Source organism: Phyllobacterium sp. 22229 (genome assembly GCF_052056495.1).
In the GTDB taxonomy this organism is placed as follows: Bacteria; Pseudomonadota; Alphaproteobacteria; order Rhizobiales; family Rhizobiaceae; genus Phyllobacterium; species Phyllobacterium myrsinacearum.
Genome location: NZ_JBQEPA010000008.1, coordinates 97,351 through 122,928, shown reverse-complemented (window position 1 = coordinate 122,928; position 25,578 = coordinate 97,351). Strand labels below are relative to the sequence as shown.

Annotated in this window: 25 protein-coding genes; 10 read left to right on the top strand and 15 right to left on the bottom strand. The window is 60.0% G+C overall.

The window, feature by feature from the left end; translation table 11 throughout:
* Positions 1-53: 53 nt before the first annotated feature.
* Genes asnB through ACTJJ7_RS11765 form a run of 3 tightly spaced genes read right to left on the bottom strand, consistent with a single transcriptional unit; the run spans position 54 to position 4,422 of the window.
* Positions 54-1,907 carry an asparagine synthase (glutamine-hydrolyzing) gene (gene asnB / locus ACTJJ7_RS11775; protein WP_353574508.1) on the bottom strand — a complete coding sequence of 618 codons (1,854 nt, stop codon included), beginning with the start codon at positions 1,905-1,907 and terminating at the stop codon, positions 54-56.
* Between the two features lie 3 nt (positions 1,908-1,910).
* Entirely contained in the window at positions 1,911-3,098 is a 1,188-nt protein-coding gene (locus ACTJJ7_RS11770; RefSeq protein WP_353574509.1) for an amidohydrolase family protein, read from the bottom strand.
* A complete protein-coding gene (locus ACTJJ7_RS11765) occupies positions 3,091-4,422 on the bottom strand; it encodes a 3-keto-5-aminohexanoate cleavage protein (RefSeq protein WP_353574510.1) in 1,332 nt (443 codons plus the stop codon). Before ACTJJ7_RS11765 ends, ACTJJ7_RS11770 begins: the two co-directional genes overlap by 8 nt.
* A 126-nt stretch (positions 4,423-4,548) precedes the next feature.
* On the opposite strand from ACTJJ7_RS11765, the gene ACTJJ7_RS11760 reads away from it, so the two are divergent.
* A complete protein-coding gene (locus ACTJJ7_RS11760; RefSeq protein WP_353574511.1) occupies positions 4,549-5,145 on the top strand; it encodes a TetR/AcrR family transcriptional regulator in 597 nt (198 codons plus the stop codon).
* Between the two features lie 227 nt (positions 5,146-5,372).
* On the opposite strand, the gene ACTJJ7_RS11755 is transcribed toward ACTJJ7_RS11760, so the two are convergent.
* The 4 genes from ACTJJ7_RS11755 to ACTJJ7_RS11740 form a co-directional block, all read right to left on the bottom strand.
* On the bottom strand, positions 5,373-6,314 hold the full coding sequence (locus ACTJJ7_RS11755) for a hypothetical protein (RefSeq protein WP_353574512.1): 942 nt from the start codon (positions 6,312-6,314) through the stop codon (positions 5,373-5,375).
* A complete protein-coding gene (locus ACTJJ7_RS11750; protein WP_353574513.1) occupies positions 6,314-6,865 on the bottom strand; it encodes a hypothetical protein in 552 nt (183 codons plus the stop codon). Before ACTJJ7_RS11750 ends, ACTJJ7_RS11755 begins: the two co-directional genes overlap by 1 nt.
* Entirely contained in the window at positions 6,865-7,791 is a 927-nt protein-coding gene (locus ACTJJ7_RS11745) for an ArdC family protein (protein WP_440967172.1), read from the bottom strand. Before ACTJJ7_RS11745 ends, ACTJJ7_RS11750 begins: the two co-directional genes overlap by 1 nt.
* Before the next feature lie 306 nt (positions 7,792-8,097).
* Complete coding sequence (locus tag ACTJJ7_RS11740; RefSeq protein ID WP_353574515.1) at positions 8,098-8,283, bottom strand: hypothetical protein; 186 nt, start codon at positions 8,281-8,283, stop codon at positions 8,098-8,100.
* Positions 8,284-8,980: 697 nt separating this feature from the next.
* On the opposite strand from ACTJJ7_RS11740, the gene ACTJJ7_RS11735 reads away from it, so the two are divergent.
* Entirely contained in the window at positions 8,981-9,760 is a 780-nt protein-coding gene (locus ACTJJ7_RS11735) for a hypothetical protein (RefSeq protein ID WP_353574516.1), read from the top strand.
* Between the two features lie 77 nt (positions 9,761-9,837).
* Here the strand turns inward: ACTJJ7_RS11735 and ACTJJ7_RS11730 are convergent, their stop codons facing one another.
* Positions 9,838-10,425, bottom strand: coding sequence for a hypothetical protein (locus ACTJJ7_RS11730; protein WP_440967170.1), 588 nt, complete (start codon positions 10,423-10,425; stop codon positions 9,838-9,840).
* 520 nt (positions 10,426-10,945) lie between these two features.
* On the opposite strand from ACTJJ7_RS11730, the gene ACTJJ7_RS11725 reads away from it, so the two are divergent.
* The 3 genes from ACTJJ7_RS11725 to ACTJJ7_RS11715 all read left to right on the top strand — a co-directional run bounded on the left by ACTJJ7_RS11725 (position 10,946) and on the right by ACTJJ7_RS11715 (position 12,122).
* Entirely contained in the window at positions 10,946-11,314 is a 369-nt protein-coding gene (locus ACTJJ7_RS11725) for an XRE family transcriptional regulator (RefSeq protein WP_353574518.1), read from the top strand.
* Positions 11,314-11,706: a HipA N-terminal domain-containing protein gene (locus ACTJJ7_RS11720; protein ID WP_353574519.1), complete on the top strand. Its 393-nt coding sequence runs from the start codon at positions 11,314-11,316 to the stop codon at positions 11,704-11,706. The genes ACTJJ7_RS11725 and ACTJJ7_RS11720 overlap by 1 nt, the downstream gene beginning before the upstream one ends.
* Before the next feature lie 116 nt (positions 11,707-11,822).
* Entirely contained in the window at positions 11,823-12,122 is a 300-nt protein-coding gene (locus ACTJJ7_RS11715) for an alkylphosphonate utilization protein (RefSeq protein WP_353574562.1), read from the top strand.
* 12 nt (positions 12,123-12,134) lie between these two features.
* Here ACTJJ7_RS11715 and ACTJJ7_RS11710 read toward each other — a convergent pair whose 3' ends face one another.
* The 6 genes from ACTJJ7_RS11710 to ACTJJ7_RS11685 all read right to left on the bottom strand — a co-directional run bounded on the left by ACTJJ7_RS11710 (position 12,135) and on the right by ACTJJ7_RS11685 (position 16,428).
* Positions 12,135-12,437, bottom strand: coding sequence for a DUF7673 family protein (locus ACTJJ7_RS11710; protein WP_353574520.1), 303 nt, complete (start codon positions 12,435-12,437; stop codon positions 12,135-12,137).
* 50 nt (positions 12,438-12,487) lie between these two features.
* The gene (locus ACTJJ7_RS11705; RefSeq protein WP_353574521.1) at positions 12,488-12,874 is read right to left on the bottom strand and encodes a hypothetical protein; all 387 of its coding nucleotides are present in this window, start codon (positions 12,872-12,874) and stop codon (positions 12,488-12,490) included.
* 38 nt (positions 12,875-12,912) lie between these two features.
* A complete protein-coding gene (locus tag ACTJJ7_RS11700; RefSeq protein ID WP_353574522.1) occupies positions 12,913-13,239 on the bottom strand; it encodes a hypothetical protein in 327 nt (108 codons plus the stop codon).
* A complete protein-coding gene (locus tag ACTJJ7_RS11695) occupies positions 13,239-14,129 on the bottom strand; it encodes a DUF7007 domain-containing protein (RefSeq protein WP_353574523.1) in 891 nt (296 codons plus the stop codon). Before ACTJJ7_RS11695 ends, ACTJJ7_RS11700 begins: the two co-directional genes overlap by 1 nt.
* Positions 14,126-14,599 (bottom strand): hypothetical protein, encoded by a 474-nt coding sequence (locus tag ACTJJ7_RS11690; RefSeq protein WP_353574524.1) that lies wholly within the window; start codon positions 14,597-14,599, stop codon positions 14,126-14,128. The genes ACTJJ7_RS11695 and ACTJJ7_RS11690 overlap by 4 nt, the downstream gene beginning before the upstream one ends.
* An 89-nt stretch (positions 14,600-14,688) precedes the next feature.
* A complete protein-coding gene (locus tag ACTJJ7_RS11685; protein ID WP_353574525.1) occupies positions 14,689-16,428 on the bottom strand; it encodes a ParB N-terminal domain-containing protein in 1,740 nt (579 codons plus the stop codon).
* A 325-nt stretch (positions 16,429-16,753) separates the two neighbouring features.
* Between ACTJJ7_RS11685 and ACTJJ7_RS11680 the strand changes: the two genes are divergently transcribed.
* The 5 genes from ACTJJ7_RS11680 (at position 16,754) to ACTJJ7_RS11660 (ending at position 20,294) form a co-directional block, all read left to right on the top strand.
* On the top strand, positions 16,754-17,551 hold the full coding sequence (locus tag ACTJJ7_RS11680) for a class I SAM-dependent methyltransferase (RefSeq protein ID WP_353574526.1): 798 nt from the start codon (positions 16,754-16,756) through the stop codon (positions 17,549-17,551).
* A gap of 46 nt (positions 17,552-17,597) precedes the next feature.
* Positions 17,598-18,347 (top strand): serine hydrolase domain-containing protein, encoded by a 750-nt coding sequence (locus ACTJJ7_RS11675; RefSeq protein ID WP_440967167.1) that lies wholly within the window; start codon positions 17,598-17,600, stop codon positions 18,345-18,347.
* Complete coding sequence (locus tag ACTJJ7_RS11670) at positions 18,348-18,605, top strand: hypothetical protein (RefSeq protein ID WP_353574528.1); 258 nt, start codon at positions 18,348-18,350, stop codon at positions 18,603-18,605.
* A gap of 50 nt (positions 18,606-18,655) precedes the next feature.
* On the top strand, positions 18,656-19,471 hold the full coding sequence (locus ACTJJ7_RS11665; RefSeq protein ID WP_353574529.1) for a class I SAM-dependent methyltransferase: 816 nt from the start codon (positions 18,656-18,658) through the stop codon (positions 19,469-19,471).
* 151 nt (positions 19,472-19,622) lie between these two features.
* Positions 19,623-20,294, top strand: a complete 672-nt coding sequence (locus ACTJJ7_RS11660) for a transglycosylase domain-containing protein (RefSeq protein ID WP_353574530.1) — start codon at positions 19,623-19,625, stop codon at positions 20,292-20,294.
* Positions 20,295-20,469: 175 nt separating this feature from the next.
* Here the strand turns inward: ACTJJ7_RS11660 and ACTJJ7_RS11655 are convergent, their stop codons facing one another.
* The gene (locus tag ACTJJ7_RS11655) at positions 20,470-25,560 is read right to left on the bottom strand and encodes an Eco57I restriction-modification methylase domain-containing protein (RefSeq protein WP_353574531.1); all 5,091 of its coding nucleotides are present in this window, start codon (positions 25,558-25,560) and stop codon (positions 20,470-20,472) included.
* Positions 25,561-25,578 lie beyond the last annotated feature (18 nt).

Below are 25,578 nucleotides of genomic sequence, written 5' to 3'. Positions count from 1 at the left end.
GGGGCGGATCAGCGCGAATTCGCGCGGCCGCCCCTTTCGTTAAGGGACAGAGGTTACAAGGCGAGATCGACCTTATAGTCCTTCATCCAGGCATTGAGACCGATCACCAGTTCGACACCCATTCGTTTTTGCATGTTCGAGCTTTCTCCAATGTCGGTGCTCAGGGTTTCATTGACCTGCTGGAGATCCAACAGCGGTCTGATAGGTGCATCGTGGTCGCTGACGATCTCGGACAAGGCCGACCTCAGCCCCCGCTCATAGGAAGGATCCTGGGTGGAGGGATAAGGGTTCTTCTTGCGCTCGATGATTTCCAGGGGCAGCAGGTCGGCGGCCGCGGCACGCAAAATGCTCTTCTCGCGTCCGTCGAAAGACTTCATCTCCCATGGAATGTTGAATGCGTACTGAACTAGCCTGTGGTCGCAGAACGGCACACGAAGTTCGAGACCATGCGCCATGCTCATCCGATCTTTTCGATCAAGAAGCGCTCGTACGAACCGCGTCAGATTCAGATGGCTGATTTCCCGGATACGCCGCTCGTCGACGCTTTCGCCTTGCCGATGCGGAACATCCCGCAAGGCCTGCGCATAACTGTCCTGGACGAACTGTGGCAGGTTCAGCGTTTCGATCAGCTGCTTATCGAGCAGGTGATTTCCGCCAAACACCTTTTGTGTGGCCGCGCTCAGCCACGGGAACGTATTGGCCCGCAGAGCTTCAGGATCGTGAAACCAACGATATCCTCCAAAGACCTCGTCGGCCGCTTCTCCGGAGATCGCAACGGTTGAGTGCTTTCGGACCTCTTCAAAAAGGCGGTACAGCGATGGCCACAGGTCACCCCATAATACTGGGGGTAGGTCGAGCGCGGAAACGATCTTCGCACGAATATCTGCTGTCGCCATTGTCTGGCTGTCGATGAGGATCTGCTGGTGCTGCGAGCCGATATGCCGGGAAAGAATCTCTACGAATGGCGTGTCCGGCGCAACCCGGAAGCCGTCGTTCACAAACGCAGCCCCATGGTCGACAAAGTCGACGGAGAAGGTTCTGATGTTGTCCTGACCTTGCGAGAGAAGACGCTTTGAGGCAAGCGCCGCCAGTGTGGATGAATCCAGCCCTCCAGACAGAAGACAACTCAGCGGCACGTCGGTGACCAGTTGACGCTCCATGATGTCTTCGAGGAGCCCGCGGACGTGCAAAATGGTCTCGTCGCGAGTGTGTTCATGTTCCGTCGCCTCGAGCTTCCAGTAATATCTGGAGACAAGACCCTGGGCGCCGACCCGGATTATTTGACCGGGAACAACCTCCTTCATTCCGTCATAAGCGGTGCGGCCCGGATTCTTCACAAACTCCAGAATCTCGGAGAGGCCCTCCGCGGTAACGCGGGCTGATACAAGCGGATTGGCAAGAAGGGCTTTTGGCTCTGATCCGAACACGACGCCATCGCGCGTCTCATAGTAATAGAGCGGCTTCACACCCATCTGATCGCGAACAAGATAAAGCTCGCGGGTGCGCACGTCCCACAGCGCAAATGCGAACATGCCGTTGAGTTTCTCAACAAAATGCTCGCCCCATTCGAGATACGACAGCAGGACGACTTCGGTATCTGAGCATGTTCTGAACTTATGGCCGCGCGCTTCCAGTTCGCTGCGCAGTTCTCGGAAATTATAGACTTCTCCGACATAAGTGATCACGGCAAGGGGGCTGCCACTCCGATCTCTCGCAATGAATGGCTGTTGCCCGTTCGTCAGATCGATGACGGAGAGCCTGCGATGACCCAGGGCGATCGGCCCGTCAATCCAGAGACCAGTTTCATCCGGCCCGCGTAAGGCCATGGTCGCAGTCATGCGCTCAAGAACGTCACGATGATGCTCGAGATCCTGTCGATAGCAAAGCCAACCAGTAAGTCCACACATGGTTCAGATCCTTTGGTGATTGTTAGAAAACTGAATCTTCGGAAGTCTTTCCGCAGGCGGTGTGTTTGGCGACGGGTGAACGAGTATTTCACCGTCGACGAGCACCATCGCGATGCTTGGGAGGTCACCGAGCCGAATGCTGTCGAGGACATGTGTCCCGTCGCCTCCGAGCGGCTTGGAGAGAAGGAGCAGGTCAGCCTCGCGGCCGACCTCGACGAGGCCAGTGTTGAGGTTGCGAACACGCGCGGTGTTTCCGGTAGCGAGGCAAATGGCCTGCTCCGGCGGAACTTCGCCGATGCTGCTGATAAAGCAGACGAGACGAGGCATCCCGAGCGAGAGGACCCCCGACCCTGATGGAGAGTCAGTGCCGAGGACCACGCGGGCTAGTGAACCATGTTCACGCACGATTCTCAGGACATGAAGGGCTGCGGCTTCGTTGCCGTTGTGCACGAGTTCGAGGGCACGGTCGCTTTCCTCGCACAGACGACAAATCTGTGGCCTGGGCAGAGCCGTGTGCCCGCCATTGATGTGGCCGATGATGTCCGGGTCGATCTCGAGGATTTCCTCGCACTGCATGAGGCGAGAGCCAGGAATCGACGGACCACCCGTGTGGGTCAGGCTCTGGATTCCGTTTTCCCTTGCCCACGCGACCATCTGCTTGGCGATTTTGACGTCGCTGACGGTGCCGATGCCGACCTCACCCAGCAGCCGAATGCCGGCATTTGCCATCTCGGCAAAATTATCCCGAGTAAGCCCCTCTGTGAGCAAAGGTGCGCCGGCGATGACCTTGGCGCCGCCAGGTCGGGCGAGAGAAAACGACCGTTGGGCAGCGATCGCCAAGGCCATTGTTCCAACTGGATCCACGGGACGGCCGGGGACGTGAACCTCGCCAGCCGAAACCATCGTTGTGACGCCGCCCTGCAAGCAGTGGGAAATCCAGTGCGAGTGACCGGCGCGCGGTGCATATTCACCGAATGTCGGATGGACATGGCCATCAATCAGCCCTGGCGCCACTGCCAGACCACATGCGTCAATGACGAGATCGGCCTGTTCACAGTCGCAATCTGACTGCGCGCCTATCTGGGAAATAATGCCATCCTCGACAACGAGCGTATCGGCATCGAGGATGGGATTGCCGATATCGCCTGACAGCAAAAGACCGATGTTGCGAATAACGTGTTTTCTAGACATCGCCTGTCGCCTCCATGGCCTGGCGGGAGGACAGGATGATGTGCGCATGCCGAGGGTCTGGCCTATAGCCAGTCGCCGCACCGGTATCATCCGGTTGATGGAATGCCCGGGCCGGCGCAGGACCGATGCGGTCTAGGACGTCACGCTGCTCGGTGACAATGGAAACGTTCTGGGCGATCAACTCCTGCTCGACAATGTCGTGCAGGAGTTGATTGTCGCAGAACTGCACCCCTCCCCCGCTGTCCAACGTGTAGGGTGTGTCTTCCATGCCGTAGCGGAGAACGTCGACGCCGCTGTCGGGTTGGGCGGCGTAGATTGCCAGGCGGCGGAGCGGGCATTTCCGGTCGGCTACGTAGCGACCGACGTCCGAATATTTGAAGTGTTCGATTGCCTGGCGCGGCAAGACAGCTGCCCCGACAGTGATACTGACGCGACGAGCCTTCCTGGTAGGATTGCCGAGATCATACTCCAGGGATTTTGCCAACCGAATGACGCGCTTGAACTCCTCATAGGTCTGGGGAAACGGAAGACGTGGAGAAAAGCCAAACAGAAGAATGATGTTGAGTTGGCCTGATCGCGCCAAGCCGAGTGCCGGATGCTCGATGGCATAGCGGGTCATTGCGTAGCTGCGCTCGAGCTGGACCCACTCAACCTCGTGGTAAAGGCCGAGGTTCTCCCGTGTCAGAACTGCTTTTCGGTAATTTTCGAATTGCACAAGTGCAGATGTCGTTCCGTAGCTGCTGCCCTTCGACGTGGAATGGGTAGCGAGGCTTGCGTCTACGGCCACTCTCGATGGCCTGTGCTGATGGATGATCAGGAGGAATGCTTCAGTATCAATCGTTCGCACGGTAAGATCGTAGCCACGGCGCTCGAGGTCACAGATAATCTGGAGTTCGACGGCGGCCTGGATGGTGACAAAGTGCGCGCCACCTTCCGCCAATGACAGCGAGCACTGGCTTACGCGTTCCCACTCGCCTTTCTGGTGAACCGCGCGCTGCACCTCCGTGCCGTTGCGGCTTGCGCCAAAGCTGATCATCATCGAGGGGCAACGCTTTTGAACACCCCGGCTCACGGCGCTGTAGACGGCGTTCTCAGTGGTTTGCTCGTTGGTTTTTGGATTGCGTGCATGAAGGTGGTAGTATCGGCAGCCTCTTTTGTAGAGCATTGTCGCTTCATCGATCAGGTCTTGCGGGTTTGTTTTGATTGCTTCGCCCGTGCAGACCGCGTCGATAACAGGGTCTCCACTGAGGAGGTGATTTCGGGGCGTGAACTTGGCACCCGTGGAGGCACAACCGAGGATCAGTGATTTCTGTGGCGATGGCATGGAAAATACCCCTCCCAAAATTGACGACCTTGAAATTCCTATTGTAGATTGTGCAATCTAGAATTGACTGAGAGAGGCAAAAGAGTCAAGTGTCTCTTTCATGACAACTGAGGAAGAATGTAATCGATGGCCGGACGCCCTCGCGAATTTGATACAGATGCCGCCATTCACAAGATACGTAATGTATTTTGGGAGAAGGGCTTTGACGCGACCACAATGCTTGATCTTATTGGAGCTACCGATGTAGCATCTGCGAGCCTTTATTCTACTTTTGGCTCCAAGATCGACATGTTCAGGAAAGCAATTGTTGATTACAACACTAACGAAGGTGGGTTCGCCGCACGGGCGCTGACGGAAGAACCGCATGCGCGCGATGCCATCGCGCGCATGCTTACCGATGCGGTGATGCTGTTCACCAATCAGGAGCAACCAAGGGGCTGCATGATTGTTTCATCGGGACTCCGCATGGGAGCCGGCAATGACGAACTGCTGAAATGGCTATCGGAACAGCGAACTCAGCGTCTTGCATCGGTATTCGATCGCTTGAGACGCGGTCAGGAGGCGGGAGAAATAAGCCAAGCAACGGATATTTCTTCGCTTGCGGATTTCCTCACGACGGTGCTCCAGGGCCTTTCTATTCAGGCTGAGGACGGAATGGGACGAGAGAGATTGCTGGGAATTGTCGAGCAGACGATGAAGCAATATGACATCGCTGTCTCTTAGCCCTTCGCCCTTATATGTCTCGGCGTTCCGACATTAGCCACATCGCCACTCCCGGCCCGGAGTGACGATAGGGTGGCCATTCTCGGGGAACTCGGTCCGTGGTGCATCGCCTGACCGATATGTTCGTTAACGTTGACAGCTGTGCGCTGGTTGTATGCTTCGATAGCTGCCTCCTGTGTCAGCCCTGACGTCGTGCATTTGGACGACGATTTCCAGTCTCCACCGATTTATACACCGCACATCCCCTCGCATTCGTTCGGCCAGAGATCGAGCTGACCGCGGTCGGCCGCGGTCGCAAGGTCGGCTTCGTCGAGCGGCACGCAAGATCGATGCAGATAGACCTCACCACGAATGCCTCTGAGGCCAGTTCGCAGAACACGGTCGACGGCCACGGCATCGTCCCACGCATCTTGGTCGTAATCGCGCATGAATCTCCAGCGCGCATTGTCATGGAAAGGACAGCCTATGCACGCGCTCTTTGGCGGATCGGGATAGTCGTGCCGCCGCAGCCAGGCGAGACAATCCTGTCGGCTCATCCGCTTTTCGATCAGCGGGAAGCGCTTGATTTGCCACGCTTCAAAGCTTGGCTTCGCACGAATGATTTCGTCGGTCGAAATCCCGAGCCATTGCTCGACAACGGGAAAAGAAGGCGACCTTTTGCGTGTGAGACCGGCCAGCTCACGGACCTTGCGCCGGATCGGCACGATTTTGAAGTCGGTCGTGCACTGACGGCGGATCATGCCGATGGAAACGGTTCCCGTGGTGGTTCGCCGAGTGGCGACCTGAACCAATTCGCCGTCTTCATCCTCGTCAAATATGGGAACCTCCGAGCCGGCAGGCGTGACCGACTTGGCAAATGCCGGTATTGAGGCCCATCGATTGCCTTGCCCCGCCGCGAGGAGCTGGTCGCGGATGTTTCCTGCCGAGACGATGTGGACGGGGAAGGGCAGGACGTTCGGTGACATCAGCCATTCCAGATGCTCGTAGACAGCCTTGGGCTCCCACCCGGTATCGGCAAATATCGCGCAGTCGGGGATGGGGCCGATCTCGCCATGTGCCGCCAGGAGGGCGAGTGTCGTGGATTGCACGCCGGCGCCAAGCGAGAGCGCGCGAAGGCGGATCGGGGCAGGCTGAGTGCCCTTCTCGTAAAGATCAGGTGCCTGAAACATCAGCGCGCCTCCCCGCTCTGCTCATCAAGCCAGAGGCGCAGAACGCGGCGCATTCGGCCGATCGGCCCGTTGATCTCCGTAACCTGGGCATTCGCGGTAATGTGACCGGCGTCACGGAACAGCTCGAGGAAATGCCGCATGACGTTGAGGTAGAGGCTGCCGCCGACGAGGGCGACGTCGAAAAAGGGTTTCCGCCTCCCCTCGCTGAGCGAATTGATGTGCATGCCGGGATGATCGCCGGACGGCATCACGCGGCGCTGCGTTTTCGGACGCGGCCAGCGTGTACCGAGACCGCCGGCCTTCAAGGCGGCGGCGATCTCTTTGGTCATTCGCCTGTCGTACGGCTCGATGGTATCTGAGGCGTCGCGGAAGCCGTAGTGCACTGACAGGAATGCGACCTTCGCCTTCGAGCCGTCCGGATCGACGGTGCGAAGCGTCTGCCACAGAGGCCCATTGTACCGCCGCTCGATCGCCGGCATATAGCCGGGATCGCAGCGTTTGGTTGCCGAGCAGGCAAGGATCAGGAGCCTGGGGTAGCGTGCGTTGGCCATCAGGCTGCCCTCCGCTCGATTGCAGCATCGGGCTGGAGATCATGGAGATAGGCGACAGCACGCTGGGCATGCGCTGCAGCGGTGAAGATTGCCCGCTTGTCCGAACCCAAAACGGTGAGCCAGCTTTGGATATAAGAGGCATGATCCGGCCTTGGCTCCAGTTCCGGGACGATACCGAGGTCGGCGCAAAGGAGGCAGCTCCCAACCTCCACCAAGAGCTCTTCCCTCGCGCGATCCGCCCGGTCCTTGTGGTATCGACTGAGGTCCCGGTTGAGGCGATGGGGAGCTGCCGTCCAGTGAAGAGTTTCATGCGCCCGGATTGCGACAAAGGACGCCATGTCCTTGAAACTTTCGGGATGAGGTAGCTGCACATGGTCGGTAACCGGCGAATAGAATGCCTTGTCACCGCCGTAACGGACGACGGCGCCGGTGTTGTCGAAGAAGCGGTCGGCGTGCTCGATCCGCTCGACGGGCTTGGCCGGAGGTTCTGCCACCGCATAGTAATGCGGCGGCAGTTCCTCGATCTGATCCGCGCAAAAGACGGTGTAGGCCTTGAGGAAAGGGATGCCGCGCTCGACCTCCTCGCCGTTGGCATCGGTCTCGGTCTTGCTGAAGCTGCCGGCGTAGACGACGGTTGTTCCAGTCTCGCCCTTGCGGACATGGCCGCCAAGTTCGAGTGCCTGCTTGAAGGTCATCCAGAAGGGCGAGACAAAACCGCAGGTGACGGTCTCGGACCAAAGGAGCAGTGTGTTGATGCCTTGGTATGGCAAGCCATTGTGGCGCAGCGGACGGCTGACCCTGCCGGCGAGATGCCCCGTGCTCCACGGCCTTACCCAGGGGCGGACGCCTTTTACGAGATCGGCGATGATCTTTTCCGTTATCCGCGCGTAGAGATCCGTCCGCGATGCGTTTTCTTTCCTGCTCATTTCCTGAACCTCCATTCAAGAGGTCGCGCCTATCGCGACCCGTCACGGCGGTCCGGCAGCCGGGGCAATCAGGGGGTGCGCGCACCCGAAGGGCCGCAACGAACGTGGAGGACGGCGAAGCCGTTGCGCGTGCCGCCGACCCCGGCAGGAACGTCGTCCGGGACGGGCGCGGAGCGCGGGTGCCCCTCCTCGCTCTCACGACGTATCGTCCCCGCTGCAGCCGCGGCAATTGTCGCTCGAACGGCACGAAAGCGCCCTGCCAGGCAGGGCGCTTGCGGACAAGGAGGCAACCGGTGAAGGGTCGGTTCAATGAACCGACCTGCCGCCGCTGTAAGGGTCATATTCGAAGAGAGCGTTTACTTCGGTGTCGTCGAGTTCGTCGGCGGGCAGGACGCCGTATTCGTTGTCGGATTTGAAGAGGATGACTGTGGTCATCAGGGTGCGGGCGAGGTTCCAGGCGTGCTTTTGTGCGAGTTCCAAGTTGTGCGACATCTGAGGCTCCATCTGTGGAGCGGGCCAATTCCCGCTCGATGGCTCCTCAAAAGGGCCGGCGCCCGGTCGCGATCACCGCGCCGGCGAAGCCAAGCGGCCGCAGCTTGCTAGCGGACCCCTTGCGGGTTGATCGTGGAAGATCCGGAGCCGGACCAGGAAGCCATCCAAAGAGAGCGGGATTGGAACGCAGCGCAATGTGCGCGCCGTCTTTGACGCGGCAAAGCGGCTCCTCGCCGAAGGACTCTCGGCAGCGTCCGTCGCCGCAAGCCTTTCTATGACCAGAGCCACTTTAGCGGCCACTTCCGTCGTGCTTTCGGCGTTACTCCAACCGGCTACGCCCTGCCTGCCGCTGAAACGAGATGCTGATCCCGCTAAACATCGGCGGGAATCCGCTGACAGAGCCGCAGCGAGAACAGACCACAGACCCGCGACTGCTCAATAATTTCGTCGCCGATCCGCCAAAGCCAAATCTCAGAATTTCGATCTCAAGTTACGACGCAAACTGTGCGGCGTTTTGCTGCTCGCGAGTATTGTTGATTGTTTATCATATTTTGAGGCGAGCAAGCGGACAAATGGGTTGAGAACAGGACTCGCTGAAGGTAAGCCATTTACCTTGAAGAACACACTGAAGAGGTAGGGTAAGGTATTGTCCGGATTAGTTTTTTCATTGAGATCGGTGCGCGGACTTGCAGTCGGAATGGCCGTACTCCCTTTGCTGGCGGCCTGCGGCGAGAAATTCCCCGAAGCCACGGATGAACAATTGCTTCAGCTCGTTGGATCGAGTTCATCTTTTCTCGGATCGGACGCGCCGTTGAGCATATCGAAAAGGACGGTCGAGTGTGTTCAGCTTCTGTCTGGGCTCGCCGACGAGATCGTCAAGGATATGCCAGATGAAATCCTTGGTCAGATAAAGACCGAGTGCCGGAAGAACTTCGATGAAACGGTGAAGAACCCGGCAAAGAACCCGATGGGGTTCAAGCTCGCACATTTCGAAAACAAGGAGTTCGCAGAGCGGATCGAGAAGCTCAAAGAAACCACCGATGAGGCGAACCGCCGTGCCGCGCAAGAGAAAAGGGTGCGTGCGGAACAGGAAGCCCGGGCGAAGACCGAAACCGAACTCAAGGAAATTCGCATGAGCTATGGGGCGTTCGTGGTCTCAATCGACGATCGCGTCCTCGCAGCAAAATCTCTTTGTGATGAATGGGAAGCGGCGCGAACGGAGGTCAACGCGAAGATTAAGTGGAACAATTGGCGAAATCGCCGTTCATCACCGCTCTGCACCGACGAAGTGTCCGGTATCAGTCAGAAGGCCAAGCAGCATCTCGAAGCATTGAACGCAGTCGAGGTGTCGGGCAGCGGTACCTTCTTCAGCTTCCAGAAGCCGTATTTCGGAAACGCGAGTGCAGAATGGTTCGACGATCAGCAGGCTCGACTGATCGATGAAATCAGCCAAATGAAAGCTGTGCTCAGCGACTAGGTGCTGCAAGGGTCGATATTGCAACGAGCATGCTGCCGGGAGAAGGGGGCAAGGCCGAAGCCTCACCCCCAGGCAGATTATCCGAGAGCCGCCATCTGGAGTTCAGCGGCTTTGCGGTTTACGGTCTGGCCGGGGTTCTCGACGGCACGCTCGAACGGCTTCCACTTCTCGCCGACAACGTGCTCATAGGCTCTAACGGCGCCTTCGGCTGCCATACGCAGCGCGTGGGACTGGACCCCCATGTCGGCTGCAAATTCGCGCTTTCGCTGAGCGGCGCTGTCGAAGCCAACGGGTCCATCAAGATCTTCGTCGCGAAGGTCGTTCGCCGCCTTGGCGGTGACGTCGCGTGCTTCGGTTACGGCTCGGCTGTAGAATTGGCCGGCGCCATGGGCCGAACCGACGAAGGCTCCGATGATCCGCTGCAGATGGATTTGCATGGCTCGCTCGCCCAGGCCTTCGTTGAGTGCGTCGGCGGTTTCGATTATGAGACGCTCATGCAGGTCGCGGATGCCGTCGCTGTCGAGAATGAGCAGGCCGAAACTTTCAGCAATGAGGGAAGCCTGTGTCACATCAGGGCAGGCAAGCCGGACCATTTCGAGAGTGGTGCCTTTGCGCAGCGGCACGACACGGGCGGACTGGCGAGGATTGCGAGCGGTCTTTGTCATGGGATTTCCTTTCCTTCGGTTTTTCCGAAGGCTCGGACCGGCTCCTTGCCGGCCCTCCCTTCGGGCGCGGTCAGGAAAAACCGGCGGAGGAACGGGCGCTTCAGGGTCCGGGAGAGCCAGGGGCGAGCAAAGCAGGTTTGCGGACAAGCAGGGCTTTTTGCCCTCGCGCGGGACGCGGGCCTGCTATGTCGAGACCGGCCTTCCCGGCCGCAGCGCGGCGCGGAACGCGGCCTTGAAGCGTACGGCCGCCGGTTTAGGACCGCACACCGAACGAAGGGAGGCCAGCAAGTACCCGACTTTCGACACAGGAACAGAAGGACAGATGGCCATGACCATCTGCCTGCATTGTAGCCACCCCGTGGTATTGATGCGGCCACCAGCACCCAACGTAGTCTAGCTTGCCTATATGATAGCTAATAAGTCATTTACTGCGATTTTTCGACGCTTGCGGCAGTCCGGGATTGTCGCTTCTGCATTTTGCAGTTAATATACGGCCAGCTATGAAATATGAGAGCTAGCGATGTCATCCCTGCGCGTGGATCGGGCGTTGCGTCAGCTCGGGCAGAACATCCAGATCGCCCGGAAAAAGCGCCGCATCGCCACCAAGGATTTTGCCGACCGCCTCGGCGTTGCCGAAGGCACCGTGTTCAGGCTCGAAAAAGGCGACCCTGGCGTCAGGCTCGGCACGTTCGCCATGGCGCTGCTCGCGCTGGGAGAATTGCTACGGCTGGAAGAACTGCTCGATCCGTCTGTCGATGATACCGGCCTGATGCTCGACCGCGAAAGACTGCCCAAGCGCATCGATCGGCCACGAACGACCGCAGGGAGAGAAAGCCGCGACAAGGGGTCGGCGGGCGGTTCGGGCGACGATGAGGGGACGGCGTTCTGATGCCGGAAGCTCTGGTCGCCCTTGGAGAACAGAAGATCGAAATTGGCCGCCTGCTCTTTGAGAGCGACGGACGACGGCAGCACTCGACGTTCATCTACGCCGAATCATGGTTGCGTCATCCGCAGGCTTTCGCGCTGTCACCAGGCTTTCCGCTGACCCCCGTTCCTTTTCATGCCAGCGGGCAGAGCGACATGCGCGACGCCTTGGGCGGGCCTTTCGCTGACGCAGCTCCCGACAGTTGGGGACGGCGTCTCATGGCGCGCGAACTGGCCGAGGGTATATCGACAGGTTGGAGAGGCCGGTTTCAGGCCGAGGGGATCACCGGCGCAATGGCACAAGCCTACATGGAAGCGTTCGAACACGGCGGGATGGAAGCGGCTCTCTCGCTATAGAAGTGCTGACGGCGGTCAAGCGACGCCTCTCCCTTGCAGCAAGGAGGAGCGAATGCGGCTATTGGGAGCACTGCGCGGGGATTGGCAAAGCAGCCGCCGCCTGCGATACCGCCATGATGAGCGATAGCAATGACGACTATATGTATGACGACGCGACCGGCGAGTGGCGGCCAGCCTCGGAGATGGCTGCAGCAGCCCCGAAAGTTGAAGTCCGGGACGCTTCTGGCAATGTCTTGGCGGACGGAGACTCCGTGGTCCTGGTCAAGGACCTCAAAGTCAAGGGCGCTGGCCAGACTTTGAAACAGGGCACGGTGATCAAGTCCATCCGGCTGACCGACAATCCCGAAGAAATCGACTGCCGGCACGATGCGATCAAGGGACTGGTCCTGCGGGCCGAGTTCGTGCGCAAGCGCTGATCGCGATCGACGTTACGCCGGCTCCTGCGCTTTTGCCCAGATGTCAGGGCGCCATTCGGCGATTACGGCATCGATCGCGGGACGGTATTCCTCCGGATAAACGGCGTTGTTCTGGCGGGAAAGCCAGGTGAAGACTGTGGCCATGTCGGCGGCAATCCGCGCATCGACGGCGAACAGATCGGCAATAGCGAAACCGCCGAGACTATCCGCATTCCACCACGCGAGGATGAAGTTGGCCACGCGCCGGGCCTGCCCGGTGTCGCTGCGCGCCACCTCAAGAAGGCGCTCGATTGCGCCCTGCGTCTTCTCATCCATCTGCAAACCCTTCGGATTGCTGGCTACTATGACATAGAGGCGCAGCGAGTTCACCTCCCCGTGACGATCGCGTCCGCCTTCCGGCGGAGAGCAAGAGCGCGGGGCAGCCAACTCCCGAACTGATACTCCGACAATCCCATCGGCCGGGCAGGCTCCCTCAGGATCACGAGCAGTTCGTCGAACATTGCGGCCTTGCGCTGGACGGTTTCGCAGAACGCATCGGGAATCTTGACGGTTGCGCCGGAAGAGGCAGCGTCCTGGCCTTCCCAGATGCCCGTGACATAGGTCTCGCCGGACGTATCGACATCTTCGCTGCCGTCCTCCCAGCCATCGTCATCGACGGCGAGACGGCAGGCGTCCTCGGCTGTCGCAGCCTGATAGCTGCGTTGGCGGTAGACGGGCAGATGGTAGGTGGTTTCGATCGTAAAGACAGGCATGACGCCCTCCATTGCAAGGATTGTGGACGCGTCGCGGATCACGCGGCGCGGGAATGATCGCGGCAATGCCGTTCACGAAAGGTCGCGATCGCCTCTTCCTGGCGTGCGAGCTTGCGCGAGAGTGCGTCGATTTCCGGCTGTCTCTCGGCCGTGATCGCCGAGAGATTGGATCGGTATCGCTCCAGGAAAGAGCCCGGCTCGGCTGGCTTTCCGCGTCGGTAACCGATGCGCTGTGGCTTAAGGTCAGGAATAAGTGCGGTCATCCGGCGGATGATTTGCCGATCGATCAGATCCAGTTGACGCTGGGTCTGCCGGCACGCTTCCTCCATCTGAAAAAGCTGCGCCCGACGATTTGCCGGGACCATTATACCGCCCTTTCCTGCCAGCCGACGAAGCTGGACGGACCGTCATACTGACGGTGACGCGCCTCATCGATGACGAAACCGAATGGGCCGCCGGAAACGCCATATTCGTCGCTCGGAACCAGGTAGCGGCGGATGAGCGAGTGCTCGGTGCGCTTGCCGCCTCTTGTTGCGATGACCTCGGTGAAACCGTGCTCATGATTGGAGCGGAGCGCCGAAACGACAATCCAGTCGTCGGCATGCTGGCACTCGAAGACGCGGCGGTCTTTCTCACGGCATTCCCCTGACTCCAGCACCCGGCCGAAGATCGCTTGCCAGGCGTCGGGCCAGGAATCGCGTATTGTCCGATCCGCGTGTTTCCGCTCATAGGAAGTGAACAGATGCGGGAAGGTCAGCGCGACGATCGCCCATTCGGCATCTTCTTCGTACCAACCGCCGGACACCCGGAGCATGGAATGGACCTTGCGATTGCGCTCAGCCACGAGATGAAAGCCGCCATGACCGGCTGTCGAATGGCAGGTTATGCCTTCAGCATAGACCGTGGCGCCCTGCGACGGTCCCCACGGCGTATTGGCGGAAGACCGGATGTCACGCCGACCAAGGGCGCGTTTCTCCTGCTGGTGCTCGGCGTTATCCGTAACCTCGGCCCGGAAGGCCGCTTCGTCGGCGAGGTCACCGGAATGACCGTAAAAATCGTCGCGCCGCCATTGGTCCATCGGGCGGGCAATGCGCCAGCCGGTGACGAGATAGTGCTTGCCGTCGCGGCCCGCAGCCATTGCGAAGGCCGTATCGCCGACAAGCGCAACGACCAATCCGTCGGCGGTTTTGCCAAAAGAAACCCCGGGCGAACCCGGGGTGTTGACGCTGCTGTCTTGAGCTGCAGGAGGGGTCATGCCGCCGCCCTCCCCTCAACGGCGTCGGCCGCAACCTCGTCGGCTGTGACTTCCTCAAGCACGGCTCGGGGATAGCCGTGGCGAGACAGCCATTCCTCGGCCGCCTGTCGGCCAGCGGCGAGATGGACGAGCTCGGCGTTGTCGCCGGCACGGTCGAATACGCGAACCGATCCGACATCCGGGCGCTCGACGACGGTGAAGGTCAGCCGGGAACCCAGCGAGAATGTTCGGTAAACTCTGACGGCGATGATGCCGCCAGCGCCAAAATCGGCTTCATGCAGTGTGAAGTCTGGCGGCAGGGTCACATTGCCGATGGTGCGGTCGTCCTGTTTGCGGATCAGGCGGCCGCTGCTGTTGTTGGTTTGCCATGCCGATAGCTTCTTGCGATGGCGTTCGGGTGGGCGTGGCGTGCCGTCTGACCAGGCGATGATGGAGCCGATGGGAGCCTGAAATACGAGTTGCGCGGACATTCTTTGTCCTCCTGTTTGGGGTGATGGAAACGAAACCGCCGCCGGAATGAAGCCGGCGGCGGAATTGCGATCAGAGGAAGAAGGCCGTGCTATTCGGCGGCCTCGCGGAAGCCTTCGGCGTAGTCGTCTTCGGCGAGGTCGTCCGCCTGTGACGAATCCTCGGGAAGGTCATTCCGCACGGGCGCGACGATGGCGCCATCGTCGCTTCCGTCCTGATGGTCCGCCGCGGCCTCGTCTTCAGGCTCCTCCACGACCTCATGCTTCTTCAGCCAGGCGGCGAGTGCTTCCTGCTCAGGCGCAAACAGCGCCGATGCGTGGACGAAACGGCCTTCCGTGAAGTGCTCGACCAGGGCGGCGCGGGTGTCCTTCACCTTCTGGCGCGGCAGAACCGACGTGTCCTTGCACGACGCCTCGAGCGCCGGCCGCGACAGGAACGACAGGAACTCGTCCGTGCCCATGTTGGGCAGGAAGTTGTCCGCGAAGATCACGTCGCCGGCGACACGAGCGACAACGCCGCTCTTCGAGCGGTTTTCGCGGCACGACAGGACGTCCACGAGGAGCGAGCGGACAGCACTTCGCAGCGTGTCTATGTCGAAGGCGAGCTTTCCCTCCTGATCGAACAGGCGCGCGGCGTGTTCACCGAGGCTCGCCGACCCGTAATACGAGATGTCCCGGGTTCCCGACGCCACCGTCACGTTCTGGCCCGCAAAGGCCAACACGAGCAGCGCCATCAGCGTGTCGTCCTCGATCGGCGCACGCGACAATGCTTCATGCAAAGCGTCGGTGCGAAGGTCGCCGATCATCTCGATCCCCTTGCGAGTCACGTCGGGACGTGTGTTGACCACGATCGGGGCTTCGCCACCCTCGCCTTCGGATTGCGGGCCCTTCTTGGGCTTCTTCGCCTCCGGCATGCGGAAGGAAACCGATTGGACCTTGCCGTCTCGGTCGAGATACATGGCCGTGTGATCGGATTTCGATGGCTTGCCGTAGACCCGTTCGGCCTTTTTCGGCAGTTCCGGCTGCCCCCAGCTGTTGGCCTCGACAACCACGCCCTTCTTGGGCAAATTGCTGGTCATCCATTCCTGCTGGGCACCGAGAAACGCCTCGACATCGGCCGTATAGCGACTATCCTGGTCCGCCGGTGCGAAGAGGTCCTCGACCCAGGCGATGCCATATGCCTGCGCCAGATTGTCCCCGAAGCTCGCATCGCGAGCATACATGCGGGTCTTTTGCAGACCCTGGGCAACGCTCCACCACGAGACCTGCGGATCGGCCTTGGAAGGCTTGTGCTTCTTCCAGACCTCCTTCTGCTCCTCGAGCGAGGCCGCGGCGATGGTGCGCAACTGGCCTTCATTGGGCATGTCGCCCTTCGCCATCTGGTCGAGCATGGCCGGCAGCACGTTGGCAAGCAGCCTGAGCTTGCGGATCTGGCGCACCGCCAGGGCAAGCGCGACGCCGATCGCTTCCTCGGTCCAGCCGAGCGCAACCAGCCGTTCGATCGCCCGCCATTGATCGACAGGATTGAGCTGTTCGTGCGCCAGCGTTTCGGCAATCGAGCGCATAGCGCCACCGTCCTCGGCACGCTCAACGACCAGGACAGCGATTTCTTCGAGCCCTGCAGCAATGGCCTGCTTCACACGGCGGTGCCCGGCATCGATGACAAATCCGTTGCCGCCGTCGGTTTCGGGTGCCACCACAGGCGGCTGGACAATGCCGACGGCGCGAATGGTCGCCAAAAGCAGGGCGTCAGCCTGCGGATTGGATTTCGAGCGGCGCGCCTTGTTCGGATTATCTTTCAGCGAGCGCGGATCGACAAACTTCAGTTCCATGGGATGCTCCTTTACGGGGGTTCGGGACGCCGCCGATCGCAGCGTCCTTTCTCGTCTTCTTCCCGAAGACATCCCCCGGCCCGCGGAACGGACGGGCCGGTGCAACTGCGGCCGAGCATCCCTGCCGGGCAGATCAAGCGGGGCTTACAGCCCTGCGAAGAGCGACTGGCCGGGATTGCGAGTGGCGCGGTTGAGCGCTAGCGTCCCCGGTCCGACCGATCTGCGAGCGGGATTTTCCTCTCCCCTCTTCTCCTTTTCTGATTCTCCGTCATCCACCCGGATGGTACGGTTCGGTTTTGGAAAGCACAAAAAATGAAAGGGACAAATGTCAACCCTCACGTCTGGAAACGACAAGCAATACGGCGATAGCCGGAAACTCGCCGCACGCGCTCGCCTGAATAGCCACTATACGATTGCGGAAATTGGCTGGTTCCCGTGGGTAGTCCGTCAGCTTGCCCTGAAAACTGGAGATCATGTTCTGGATGTTGGCTGTGGTCCCGGCTGGTTCTGGGAGGCAGCGTCAGACGAATTGCCAGCGAAACTGGCTCTCACACTGTCCGACCTGTCTGCTGGCATGGTGCAGGAAGCAAGTGAACGATGCAGTGCGCTACCCTTCGAAACCATCACCGGCAGACAGGCTGACGCGACCGCTCTGCCATTTGAGGACAGTTCTTTTGACGCCGTGATCGCAATGCACATGCTTTATCACCTGCCGGACCCATCGACGGGCATCGCGGAAATGTACCGCGTTTTGAAGCCGGGCGGCTTCCTTGCGGTGACGACGAACGGGGTCGGCAACATGCGCGAGCTGTATGCGTTGACAACCGTGTTCGGCAGCGCACCGGTGGATCCGGCCGGCGCTGCCTTCGGATACGATGATGCTGAACGAATCATGCAGGGGCAGTTCGGAAATGTGACTATGAAGCAGCATCCGGCCCGCCTAAGAGTGACGGAGCCCGAGGACGTATTCCTGGCCCTCACTTCCTATCCTCCCGGTGACGGAGCCGACGAGACGCAGCTTGACGCGTTTCGGGATGTGATCACCGAAGCATTTCAGGCGGGCAAAGGTGTTCTTGAGGTTGGCAAGCAAAGCGGGCTGTTCATCAGCCGGAAGGCAGCTTGAATTGTCGCAGCTTCGGGATTTTCGTGACAAGAGTTCAGGGGTATTTATGCGAAGAATTATCTTCGCGATCGCTGCCATAATTTTCCTTTCCATCGCAGGAAACGCAGGCGCGCAGCCTTGGCAGAACGCCGATCCGGCGTCGGCCGGCTGGTCTGTCGAGCGGCTGAAGGCGGCGCAAGACTATGCTGCCACGCTGAAGCCCACGGCCGTCATGGTGGTGCAGGACGGCAAGGTGATTGCCAGTTGGGGCGATGTGTCCCGCGAGGTGAATGTCGCTTCCGTCCGCAAGAGCCTACTGAGCGCCCTCTACGGCATCGCGGTTGCCGAAGGCCACATCGACCTCGGCAGCACCCTTGCCGATCTCGGCATTGACGATAAGCCCCCCGCCCTCACGGCGGCCGAGAAGCAGGCGACCGTGCGCGATCTGCTCATGGCGCGATCCGGCCTCTATCATCCTGCCGCCTATGAAACCGGTGACATGCGGCGCAACAGGCCCGAGCGCGGCAGTCACGCCCTCGGCACCTTCTGTTGGTATAATAATTGGGACTTCAATGCGCTTGGCACGATCTACCAGCAACAGACCGGGGAGGACATTTTCCAGAGCTTTGCGCAGCGGATCGCCGCGCCGATCGGCATGGAGGATTTTTCGGCGCGGGATGGCAGGTATATTGCCGAACGTCAGTCGGAGCACCCGGCCTATCCGTTCAGTCTCAGCGCCAGAGACGCGGCGCGCTTCGGCCAGCTCTTTCTTGATGGCGGCCGTTGGAACGGTAGACAGATCATCCCGGCCTCGTGAGTGAGAGAGTCCACGATCGACTATTCCGCTACCGATCGCGGGAGCATGGGATACGGCTATCTTTGGTGGACGCTGAATCCCCAAGTCTTCGGCCCCGGCGCTGGCCTGGCATCCGGTTACGGCGGCCAGGCTATCGCCTTCGTTCCCTCGAAGTGGCTGGTGGTGGCTCAGATCGTTGACCCGGCACAGAACCCGGAGGGCGTGCGAACCAGCCATTTCGTCAACCTGTTGCAGCAGATCGCGGCGGCGGCTCCATAATCTGCGTTGATAGTGTCGGAGGTTTCGGGATTTTTGCGAAAGTTGGCGGGATGCACATAGCTACGGACAGACTTGCAAAGGAGTTCGGCCGTCAGGCTTTCGGCGAAAACCCCGCTGGCTATCATGGCGCACGTCCTGAATATCCCGAATGGGTGTATGACACCCTGACCACGCGATGCGGCTTGCGCCGCAATGCTACGGTGTTCGAGATCGGGGCGGGCACCGGTACCGCGACACATCGGCTGCTCGAACTCGGCGCGGACCCTCTGGTGGCCATAGAGCCGGACCAACGCCTTGCCGATTTCCTGCGCGCCACCAATCCCGACAACGCTTTGACCATTATGGTTTCCTCATTCGAGGGTGCGGCGCTGGAAAAGGAAAACTTTGATTTAGGCGTGAGCGCCACGGCTTTTCATTGGCTGGACGAAAACTCGGCACTCGTGAAGATCGCCAGCTTGCTTCGCCCCGGAGGATGGTGGGCGGCGTTATGGAACGTGTTCGGTGACGACAGCCGGCCCGATCCGTTTCACGAAGCGACCAAGGAACTGCTGGAGGCTCCCGCCAGTCCTTCGGCCGGAGAAAAGGGTATCCCCTTCGCGTTGGATTCGGTGGCTCGATTAGCGGCGCTGAAATGCAGCAATGCGTTCGATCTCGTGGAGAACGAAGCGCGGCGATGGTCTTTGGTTCTCGATGCGGAGCAGACGGTGGCGTTGTATGCCACCTACTCGAACGTAAACGCCCGTGCCGACTGCACGGCGGTGCTGGCCGAGTTAGGCCGCATTGCCCGCGAGGACTTTGGAAATCGCGTCGTGCGGAACATGATAACAAGTCTCTATATCGCGCGTCGGCGGACTGACGAAAGCTAACGGGGTTGTCGCGGAAATCCTGAGACCTGCTACGTCACATATGCTTGTCGCAAGTGGCGGGAATTTTGCGACAAAGGAACCCAAATTCCGCAACAATTTAATGTCTTGTGGCCTCTGGTGCTGGCCGACATGTTACCGATTGAGAGATCGCATGAGACGAATTTTCAAGTTCGCAGGTCTTCTTTTAGGTTTGCTGATCATCGCGACCGTTGCTTACGGCGGAAAAGGATACTGGGATGCTCTTTCGGACGCTCCGCAGTTAGCTCAACGCGCTGATGATTTGATAGCGCAGGGGCGCGGGGGAGCCTCGCTTGGGGCGGGGCATCTGGCTATATTGATGGCAGTCGAAGACCCAAATTTCGCTAATCACACCGGAGTGGATTTTTCGTCCGCCGGCGCTGGCGCGACCACAATCACGCAATCGGTTTCCAAGCGTCTCGCCTTCGAAGAATTCCATCCGGGTGTAGGGAAGGTTCGACAAACCGTATACGCAATGGGTTTGGAAAGCAGGCTTTCCAAGGACCAGATACTTGCCCTTTGGCTCGATACACTGGAAATGGGCCAAGGCCCGGAAGGCTGGATGACCGGCTTCCATACGGCAAGTTCCGCGATCTATGGGCGTCCGCCCGCAGAGTTAAGCAACACGGAGTTCATTCGACTGGTAGCCGTTCTTATCGCGCCGGGATCATACAAGCTTGGAGAGAACGATACCGCGCTCAATGAACGTGTCGGCCGGATTGAACGTCTGGTGGCAGGAACGTGCGCGCCCGAGGGGTTGAGCGACGTTTGGCTTGAAGGTTGCCGGCAACCTTCCGATAGCTGATCAGCATATTGGGATAACCCGTCACCTGACGAAAGGAACGTCCCTCGCCGATCAAGATGTCAATTGAGAAGGTATCCTCGCCAATGGGTCTCACGCTCATGTTCGTCGACAGCGAGCAAGCCGCGCGCGAGCTTGCCCGTGCGCGACCTGCAGTAATCTAGATTTTCGGTGGTTGTCAGGCGGCTTGCCGTATTTCGTCACCTTCACTGGCGAGATCAGCCTCGATTTCCGACAACTGTTTGCGCTTGTTGGTCAGTTCGCCGGCGAAGGCGAACTCACCGCCCTGCCGCGTTTCATAAGAGGTGAGCCGTCGCTTCGCATCGGCGAGCCGCTGGCGATAGCGCTCCAGCTCATCATCGAACCCGGAGAGCGCGTTCTGCAGGCGGGCGACCGCACCGAGCGGCGTGGTCGTGACCGGAAGCTCGATCTCATATTCGGCGCCCGTGCGCAGCAGCACGGTGGTGTAGCGATAGCCGTCCTTGCCGAAGCGTTCGCCGGAATATTCGAGGTCGAACCCTCCGAGCGAGGCGATGACCCTCTCGCCAGTCTGCTGGAGCTGAATCAAGGTCAAGATTTCCTTCATGAGGGCGCGGCCGGCAAGTTTGCGTTCCGTGAAGGTATCGTCGCCGACCTCCATTCTGAACGCATGTCCGCCAGTCGGGACAAGGCGCTCGATATCCTGTCCAACTCCACGGATCCGCCGCGTCGAATACTCGATATCGCGCTCGGCATCGCGGATCTGCCTGCGCACTGCGTGTTCATCGTCGATATGGGCGGCCCGCAACCGTTCGAGGCGCACGATGTCGGCTTCCAGGCCCGCCTTCTGCATCAGACGCGGATCTCCGCTCGCAATGGCCTTGGCCATCGCGAACTGGTTGGCCTGGCCTTCACCCATATCCTCAAGCCGGCGGATGGAGGTGTCACCGGAAAGCGCCGCGGCGATGAAGCGGGCCTTGCGCTCGTTGTTCTGCCACATCTGCGCGTCCATCGAACCTTCCGTGGCATAGGCGAAGATATCGATGGCATCATGCTGGTTGCCCTGTCGCAGGATACGTCCCTCGCGCTGTTCGATCTGCGAGGGCAGCCACGGCACGTCGAGATGATGCAGCGCCTTCAGCCTGAGCTGCGCATTGACACCGGTCCCCATCGTCTCGGAACTGCCGATCAAGAAGCGGACCTTGCCAGCTCGAACGTCGCCGAAGAGCCGCTGCTTGGCGTCAGATTTCTTATAGTCCTGCATGAAGGCAATCTCGCTTGGCGGAACGCCTAAGCGAACGAGCTCGTCCCTGATCCAGCGATAGGCCGAGAAGCCGCGGCTCTTCTCGACGTTGATCGTGCCGAGGTCGGAGAAGATCATTTGAGCGGCGCCCGGGAGTTCGAAGGGCTTGCCGTCGGAACGGACATAGCCGTTGTCAGCTGTCTCCTGCCAGATACGATATGCGTTCAATATGAGATCGTTGAGTTTGTTTTCCGGCTCATTGTCATTGTCCGGATCGACGAGACGAAGATCGATCGCTGCATGGCGGCCATCCGTGATGACCGAGAGCAGGATATCGTCGCCTGGTTCCGGCGGCCGTTCGCGTTCCTCGATGGCCTTGATCCGCGCATCGAGCACCATCTGGTAGCGCTTGAATGCTGGTGACGGCTTCGAGGTCCTGATCTGCCGTGCCCCCATCGAGAGTGCTGGTACCTTGACATACTGCCGAAGGTCCTCAGGCATCACCACATCCGCGAAGCTTCGGAACATGGCGATGAGTTCGGGCACGTTGACGAAAGTGGCGAAGCGCGTCACCGGCTTGTATTTGCCCGAAGGCTGGAGCTCGAGCTCCGTCGTGACGTCGCCAAAGGTCGAAGCCCAGGCATCGAACTCGTGTAGCCCGCGCTGCAGCAGCGCCTGGTAGCCGAGGTAGCGTTGCACTGAGAACATCTCGCCAAGCGTGTTGGTGATCGGCGTGCCGGACGCCAGCACGAGCGCCCTGCCCGGGTTCTTCGTCTCAACGAAGCGCGACTTCACATAGAGGTCCCAGGCGCGTTGCGATCCGTTCGGATCGACCCCCTTGAGTGTAGACATGTTGGTCGCGAAGGAGAGCTTGCGGAACTCCTGCGCCTCATCGACGATGATCTGGTCGACACCGATCTCCGAGATGGTCAGCAGATCATCCTTGCGTGTGGAAAGCGCTTCGAGCCTTTCCTGCAACCCTTCCTTCAGCCGTTCGAGACGCTTACGAGAGACGCGGTCGTCGCTTTCGACTTTGGTCAGCAGCGTCTCATAGAGCTCAAGCTCGTCGTGAATCATCTGCTGCTCGAAGGCAGATGGCACGCCAATGAAGCGGAATGCTGAATGCGTGATGATGATCGCGTCCCAACTTGCCGTTGCGGCGCGCGACAGGAACCGATGTCGCTTATCCTTGGTGAAGTTCGTCTCGTCCGCCACGAGGATGCGGGCGGTCGGGTAGAGAGCCAGGAATTCTCTGGCGGCCTGCGCCAGGCAATGGCCCGGGACGACCAACATGGCCTTGGCGATCAGGCCCAGCCGGCGCTGCTCCATGATGGCGGCTGCCATGGTCATGGTTTTGCCGGCGCCGACCGCGTGGGCAAGATAGGTCGAGCCTGCCGAGATGATACGCCAGATTCCGCGCAGCTGATGCCCATAAAGAGAAAAGGCGCCTGAGGCGCCTGGAAGTTTGAGATGGTCCCCGTTGAAACTTCGCGGGGCGATGTTGTTGAAGCGGTCGTTATAGACCCGCGCCAACCGGTCGGTCCGATCTGGATCGGACCAGATCCAATTCTGGAACGCGGTCTTGATCTTGGTGAGCTTCTCCTTGGCCGCCTCAGTGTCAACGACGTTGAGCACGCGCTTTTCGCTGTCACCCTCCTTCACCGTGTCGAAAATCTGCGGTACGCGGCTGTTGAGCGCATCGGCGATTAGCTCGCCCGCATGGCGGCGATCTGTTCCCCATTCGGAAGTGCCGGCCGCTATATATCCAAGTTGATGGGCCTCGACTGTCCAGGACGCCAGTTCCGGCATATGGTGGATCTTGATGTCGACATTCATCGTCTCCTTCACGAAGGCGACCACATCAGCAGCGGGTATCCACGGAGCGCCGAGGCGAGCCGTGATATCGGAGGGACGAAGGTCAGCCGGTTGGACGTCGGCCAGTGAACGAACATTGCGTTCGAACGCCGGATCGAGCCCTGCGGCGGCTTCCGCCGCCTTGAGCTTGTCTCGAACCTGACCGGAGAGATAGGCGTCGGCCGTCTCCCAGGCACCGGTCTCCGGATCATGATAGATCGCATCGCCTAGACTTGCGACGACATCATCGACGCCCTGATGCAGCAATTCGGCGATATGATGGATGTCCACATGGCCGCGCTCGTTCAGTACGACGGCAAGCGCATCGGTCGGCGAAGTGATGATCGGCGCCGAAGGCGGCGCAATCACCCGTTCCGTGAAGATCGCCCCGGGCTTGGCTGTATTGGTCTCGAGGTCGTAGTCCTCGATCGAGGCCACCAGCCAGCAATCGGGATCATCCAGAAATGGTTGAAGATTGGGACGGCGATGCGTCTCGCGAACCTCCCCCGTCTCCTCATCCTCCGAAACGGAGACGCTTGTGAAATTGATCGGGCCGAACTCCCGCACGAAACTTGACCAGGCGATACGCAGCTTCACCTGTGCCGGCTTCCACGGCTGGTCGAGTTCCTGGGCCTTCAGCACCTCGCGCACGGCATCGCGAACCGGAATGAATTTGCGGATGATGCGAGTGTGCTTTTCCGAGACGCCCTCCGAGCTCCTGCCCTTGCGAACGGTAATCGTCACGGGCGAGCCAGCGATCATCTGCATCAGCGCGGCGTTCCTGGCGACGAAGAAGCTGCCCTCACGGACATGCTGCTCGGCAGGCAGATCGCCGCCTTGCAGGTCCGCCGTTTCCTCCAGCTCGAAATCGATCGGTGTTGGCTCACCGTCATAGATGCCTTCCGGGAGGAGACTGACAGCGGCCGAGAGTGCGGCGTCGAGATCATCGCCGGACTGTGGCAGGCACGTGTAGGTTTCGCCGAAAGGACCTATGGTCAAGGCATGTGTGCCCAGCACGAAATCCGGGTGCCGGGCAAACCAGCGATTGACGCGGATCATGCCTTCATCTTGCGTCGCTGCCCGCACCTCCTCAATATCGAGCCAGGAGAGATCACCCTCGGGCTCGGCGAGCTTCCGTTTCCGGAAAAACAGCACGTCAACGACGACGTCCGTGCCGGCGTCGGCCCGGAAACTGCCTTCCGGCAAGCGGATTGCAGCGAGGAGGTCTGCCGATTTCGCTATATGTTCGCGCGCCGAGGAATCCGATTTGTCCATTGTGCCCGAACTGGTGACGAAGGCGGCCAATGCGCCGGGCTTCAGCAAATCGATTGACCGCGCGATGAAATAGTCATGCAGCCGCAAGCCCATCGTTCTGTACTCACGATCGGAGCGAAGCGTGCGATCCGAAAACGGCGGGTTGCCGATCGCCAGATCGAAATGCGCGGGCAGATCGGTTCGAGCGAAGTCGCCATTGAGGATGCGCGCGCGTGGCTGCAATAACCTGGCGATCCGTGCTGTGACCGGATCGAGCTCGATGCCGGTGACATGGGCCACATCGTGAAACTCATCGGGCATCAGGGCGGGAAACAGCCCCGTACCGATACCTGGCTCAAGCACGCGCCCGCCACGCCAGCCGAGCCGCTTCAGCCCGGACCAAATGCCTCGAATGATAAACTCTGGTGTAAAATGCGCATATTGGGTGCATCGAGCGAGCGAGGCGTACTCCTGACCAGAGACCGCATCACGCAGTTCTGTTCCGATTTCGTCCCAGCCATCCGGAAACGCGTCATCGCCAGGACGGCGGAATATGCCGTTGGCGAGCTCGGATGCGCCGAAACCGGTGAAGCGAGCAAGCTGTTCCTGTTCCGCGCGCGTGGCCGGACGGTCCTCTGCTTCAATGTCGGCTGCCAGCCGGATCGCGGCAAGATTGTCCTGCGCGCGTCGTTTCCAGCCTCCGGCGAGACCGCGATCGCCAGCGAGACGGAAGTTCTCGGCGTCGGCCACGCTCGGTGAAGATGTGGTGCTGGATTTCGCCGGATGAACCAACACGGCTGGCGCTGGCGAAGATGGCGTGGGATCGTCATCGTCGTCATCCGGAACGAAGTCGGAAAAGGCGGTGACGCCGAGACCAAGTCCCGAGGAAAGGGACGTATTGCCGAATAGGTCGATGGTAAAGGGATCGTCGTGCGACATGGAGTTGCTCCTATTTGA

What these genes read in the sequence shown, in the direction of transcription:
- asnB (WP_353574508.1), bottom strand. Translation starts at nt 1,907, where the DNA reads ATGTGTGGACTTACTGGTTGGCTTTGCTATCGACAGGATCTCGAGCAT.
- ACTJJ7_RS11770 (WP_353574509.1), bottom strand. Translation starts at nt 3,098, where the DNA reads ATGTCTAGAAAACACGTTATTCGCAACATCGGTCTTTTGCTGTCAGGC.
- ACTJJ7_RS11765 (WP_353574510.1), bottom strand. Translation starts at nt 4,422, where the DNA reads ATGCCATCGCCACAGAAATCACTGATCCTCGGTTGTGCCTCCACGGGT.
- ACTJJ7_RS11760 (WP_353574511.1), top strand. Translation starts at nt 4,549, where the DNA reads ATGGCCGGACGCCCTCGCGAATTTGATACAGATGCCGCCATTCACAAG.
- ACTJJ7_RS11755 (WP_353574512.1), bottom strand. Translation starts at nt 6,314, where the DNA reads ATGTTTCAGGCACCTGATCTTTACGAGAAGGGCACTCAGCCTGCCCCG.
- ACTJJ7_RS11750 (WP_353574513.1), bottom strand. Translation starts at nt 6,865, where the DNA reads ATGGCCAACGCACGCTACCCCAGGCTCCTGATCCTTGCCTGCTCGGCA.
- ACTJJ7_RS11745 (WP_440967172.1), bottom strand. Translation starts at nt 7,791, where the DNA reads ATGAGCAGGAAAGAAAACGCATCGCGGACGGATCTCTACGCGCGGATA.
- ACTJJ7_RS11740 (WP_353574515.1), bottom strand. Translation starts at nt 8,283, where the DNA reads ATGTCGCACAACTTGGAACTCGCACAAAAGCACGCCTGGAACCTCGCC.
- ACTJJ7_RS11735 (WP_353574516.1), top strand. Translation starts at nt 8,981, where the DNA reads ATGGCCGTACTCCCTTTGCTGGCGGCCTGCGGCGAGAAATTCCCCGAA.
- ACTJJ7_RS11730 (WP_440967170.1), bottom strand. Translation starts at nt 10,425, where the DNA reads ATGACAAAGACCGCTCGCAATCCTCGCCAGTCCGCCCGTGTCGTGCCG.
- ACTJJ7_RS11725 (WP_353574518.1), top strand. Translation starts at nt 10,946, where the DNA reads ATGTCATCCCTGCGCGTGGATCGGGCGTTGCGTCAGCTCGGGCAGAAC.
- ACTJJ7_RS11720 (WP_353574519.1), top strand. Translation starts at nt 11,314, where the DNA reads ATGCCGGAAGCTCTGGTCGCCCTTGGAGAACAGAAGATCGAAATTGGC.
- ACTJJ7_RS11715 (WP_353574562.1), top strand. Translation starts at nt 11,823, where the DNA reads ATGAGCGATAGCAATGACGACTATATGTATGACGACGCGACCGGCGAG.
- ACTJJ7_RS11710 (WP_353574520.1), bottom strand. Translation starts at nt 12,437, where the DNA reads ATGGATGAGAAGACGCAGGGCGCAATCGAGCGCCTTCTTGAGGTGGCG.
- ACTJJ7_RS11705 (WP_353574521.1), bottom strand. Translation starts at nt 12,874, where the DNA reads ATGCCTGTCTTTACGATCGAAACCACCTACCATCTGCCCGTCTACCGC.
- ACTJJ7_RS11700 (WP_353574522.1), bottom strand. Translation starts at nt 13,239, where the DNA reads ATGGTCCCGGCAAATCGTCGGGCGCAGCTTTTTCAGATGGAGGAAGCG.
- ACTJJ7_RS11695 (WP_353574523.1), bottom strand. Translation starts at nt 14,129, where the DNA reads ATGACCCCTCCTGCAGCTCAAGACAGCAGCGTCAACACCCCGGGTTCG.
- ACTJJ7_RS11690 (WP_353574524.1), bottom strand. Translation starts at nt 14,599, where the DNA reads ATGTCCGCGCAACTCGTATTTCAGGCTCCCATCGGCTCCATCATCGCC.
- ACTJJ7_RS11685 (WP_353574525.1), bottom strand. Translation starts at nt 16,428, where the DNA reads ATGGAACTGAAGTTTGTCGATCCGCGCTCGCTGAAAGATAATCCGAAC.
- ACTJJ7_RS11680 (WP_353574526.1), top strand. Translation starts at nt 16,754, where the DNA reads ATGTCAACCCTCACGTCTGGAAACGACAAGCAATACGGCGATAGCCGG.
- ACTJJ7_RS11675 (WP_440967167.1), top strand. Translation starts at nt 17,598, where the DNA reads ATGCGAAGAATTATCTTCGCGATCGCTGCCATAATTTTCCTTTCCATC.
- ACTJJ7_RS11665 (WP_353574529.1), top strand. Translation starts at nt 18,656, where the DNA reads ATGCACATAGCTACGGACAGACTTGCAAAGGAGTTCGGCCGTCAGGCT.
- ACTJJ7_RS11660 (WP_353574530.1), top strand. Translation starts at nt 19,623, where the DNA reads ATGAGACGAATTTTCAAGTTCGCAGGTCTTCTTTTAGGTTTGCTGATC.
- ACTJJ7_RS11655 (WP_353574531.1), bottom strand. Translation starts at nt 25,560, where the DNA reads ATGTCGCACGACGATCCCTTTACCATCGACCTATTCGGCAATACGTCC.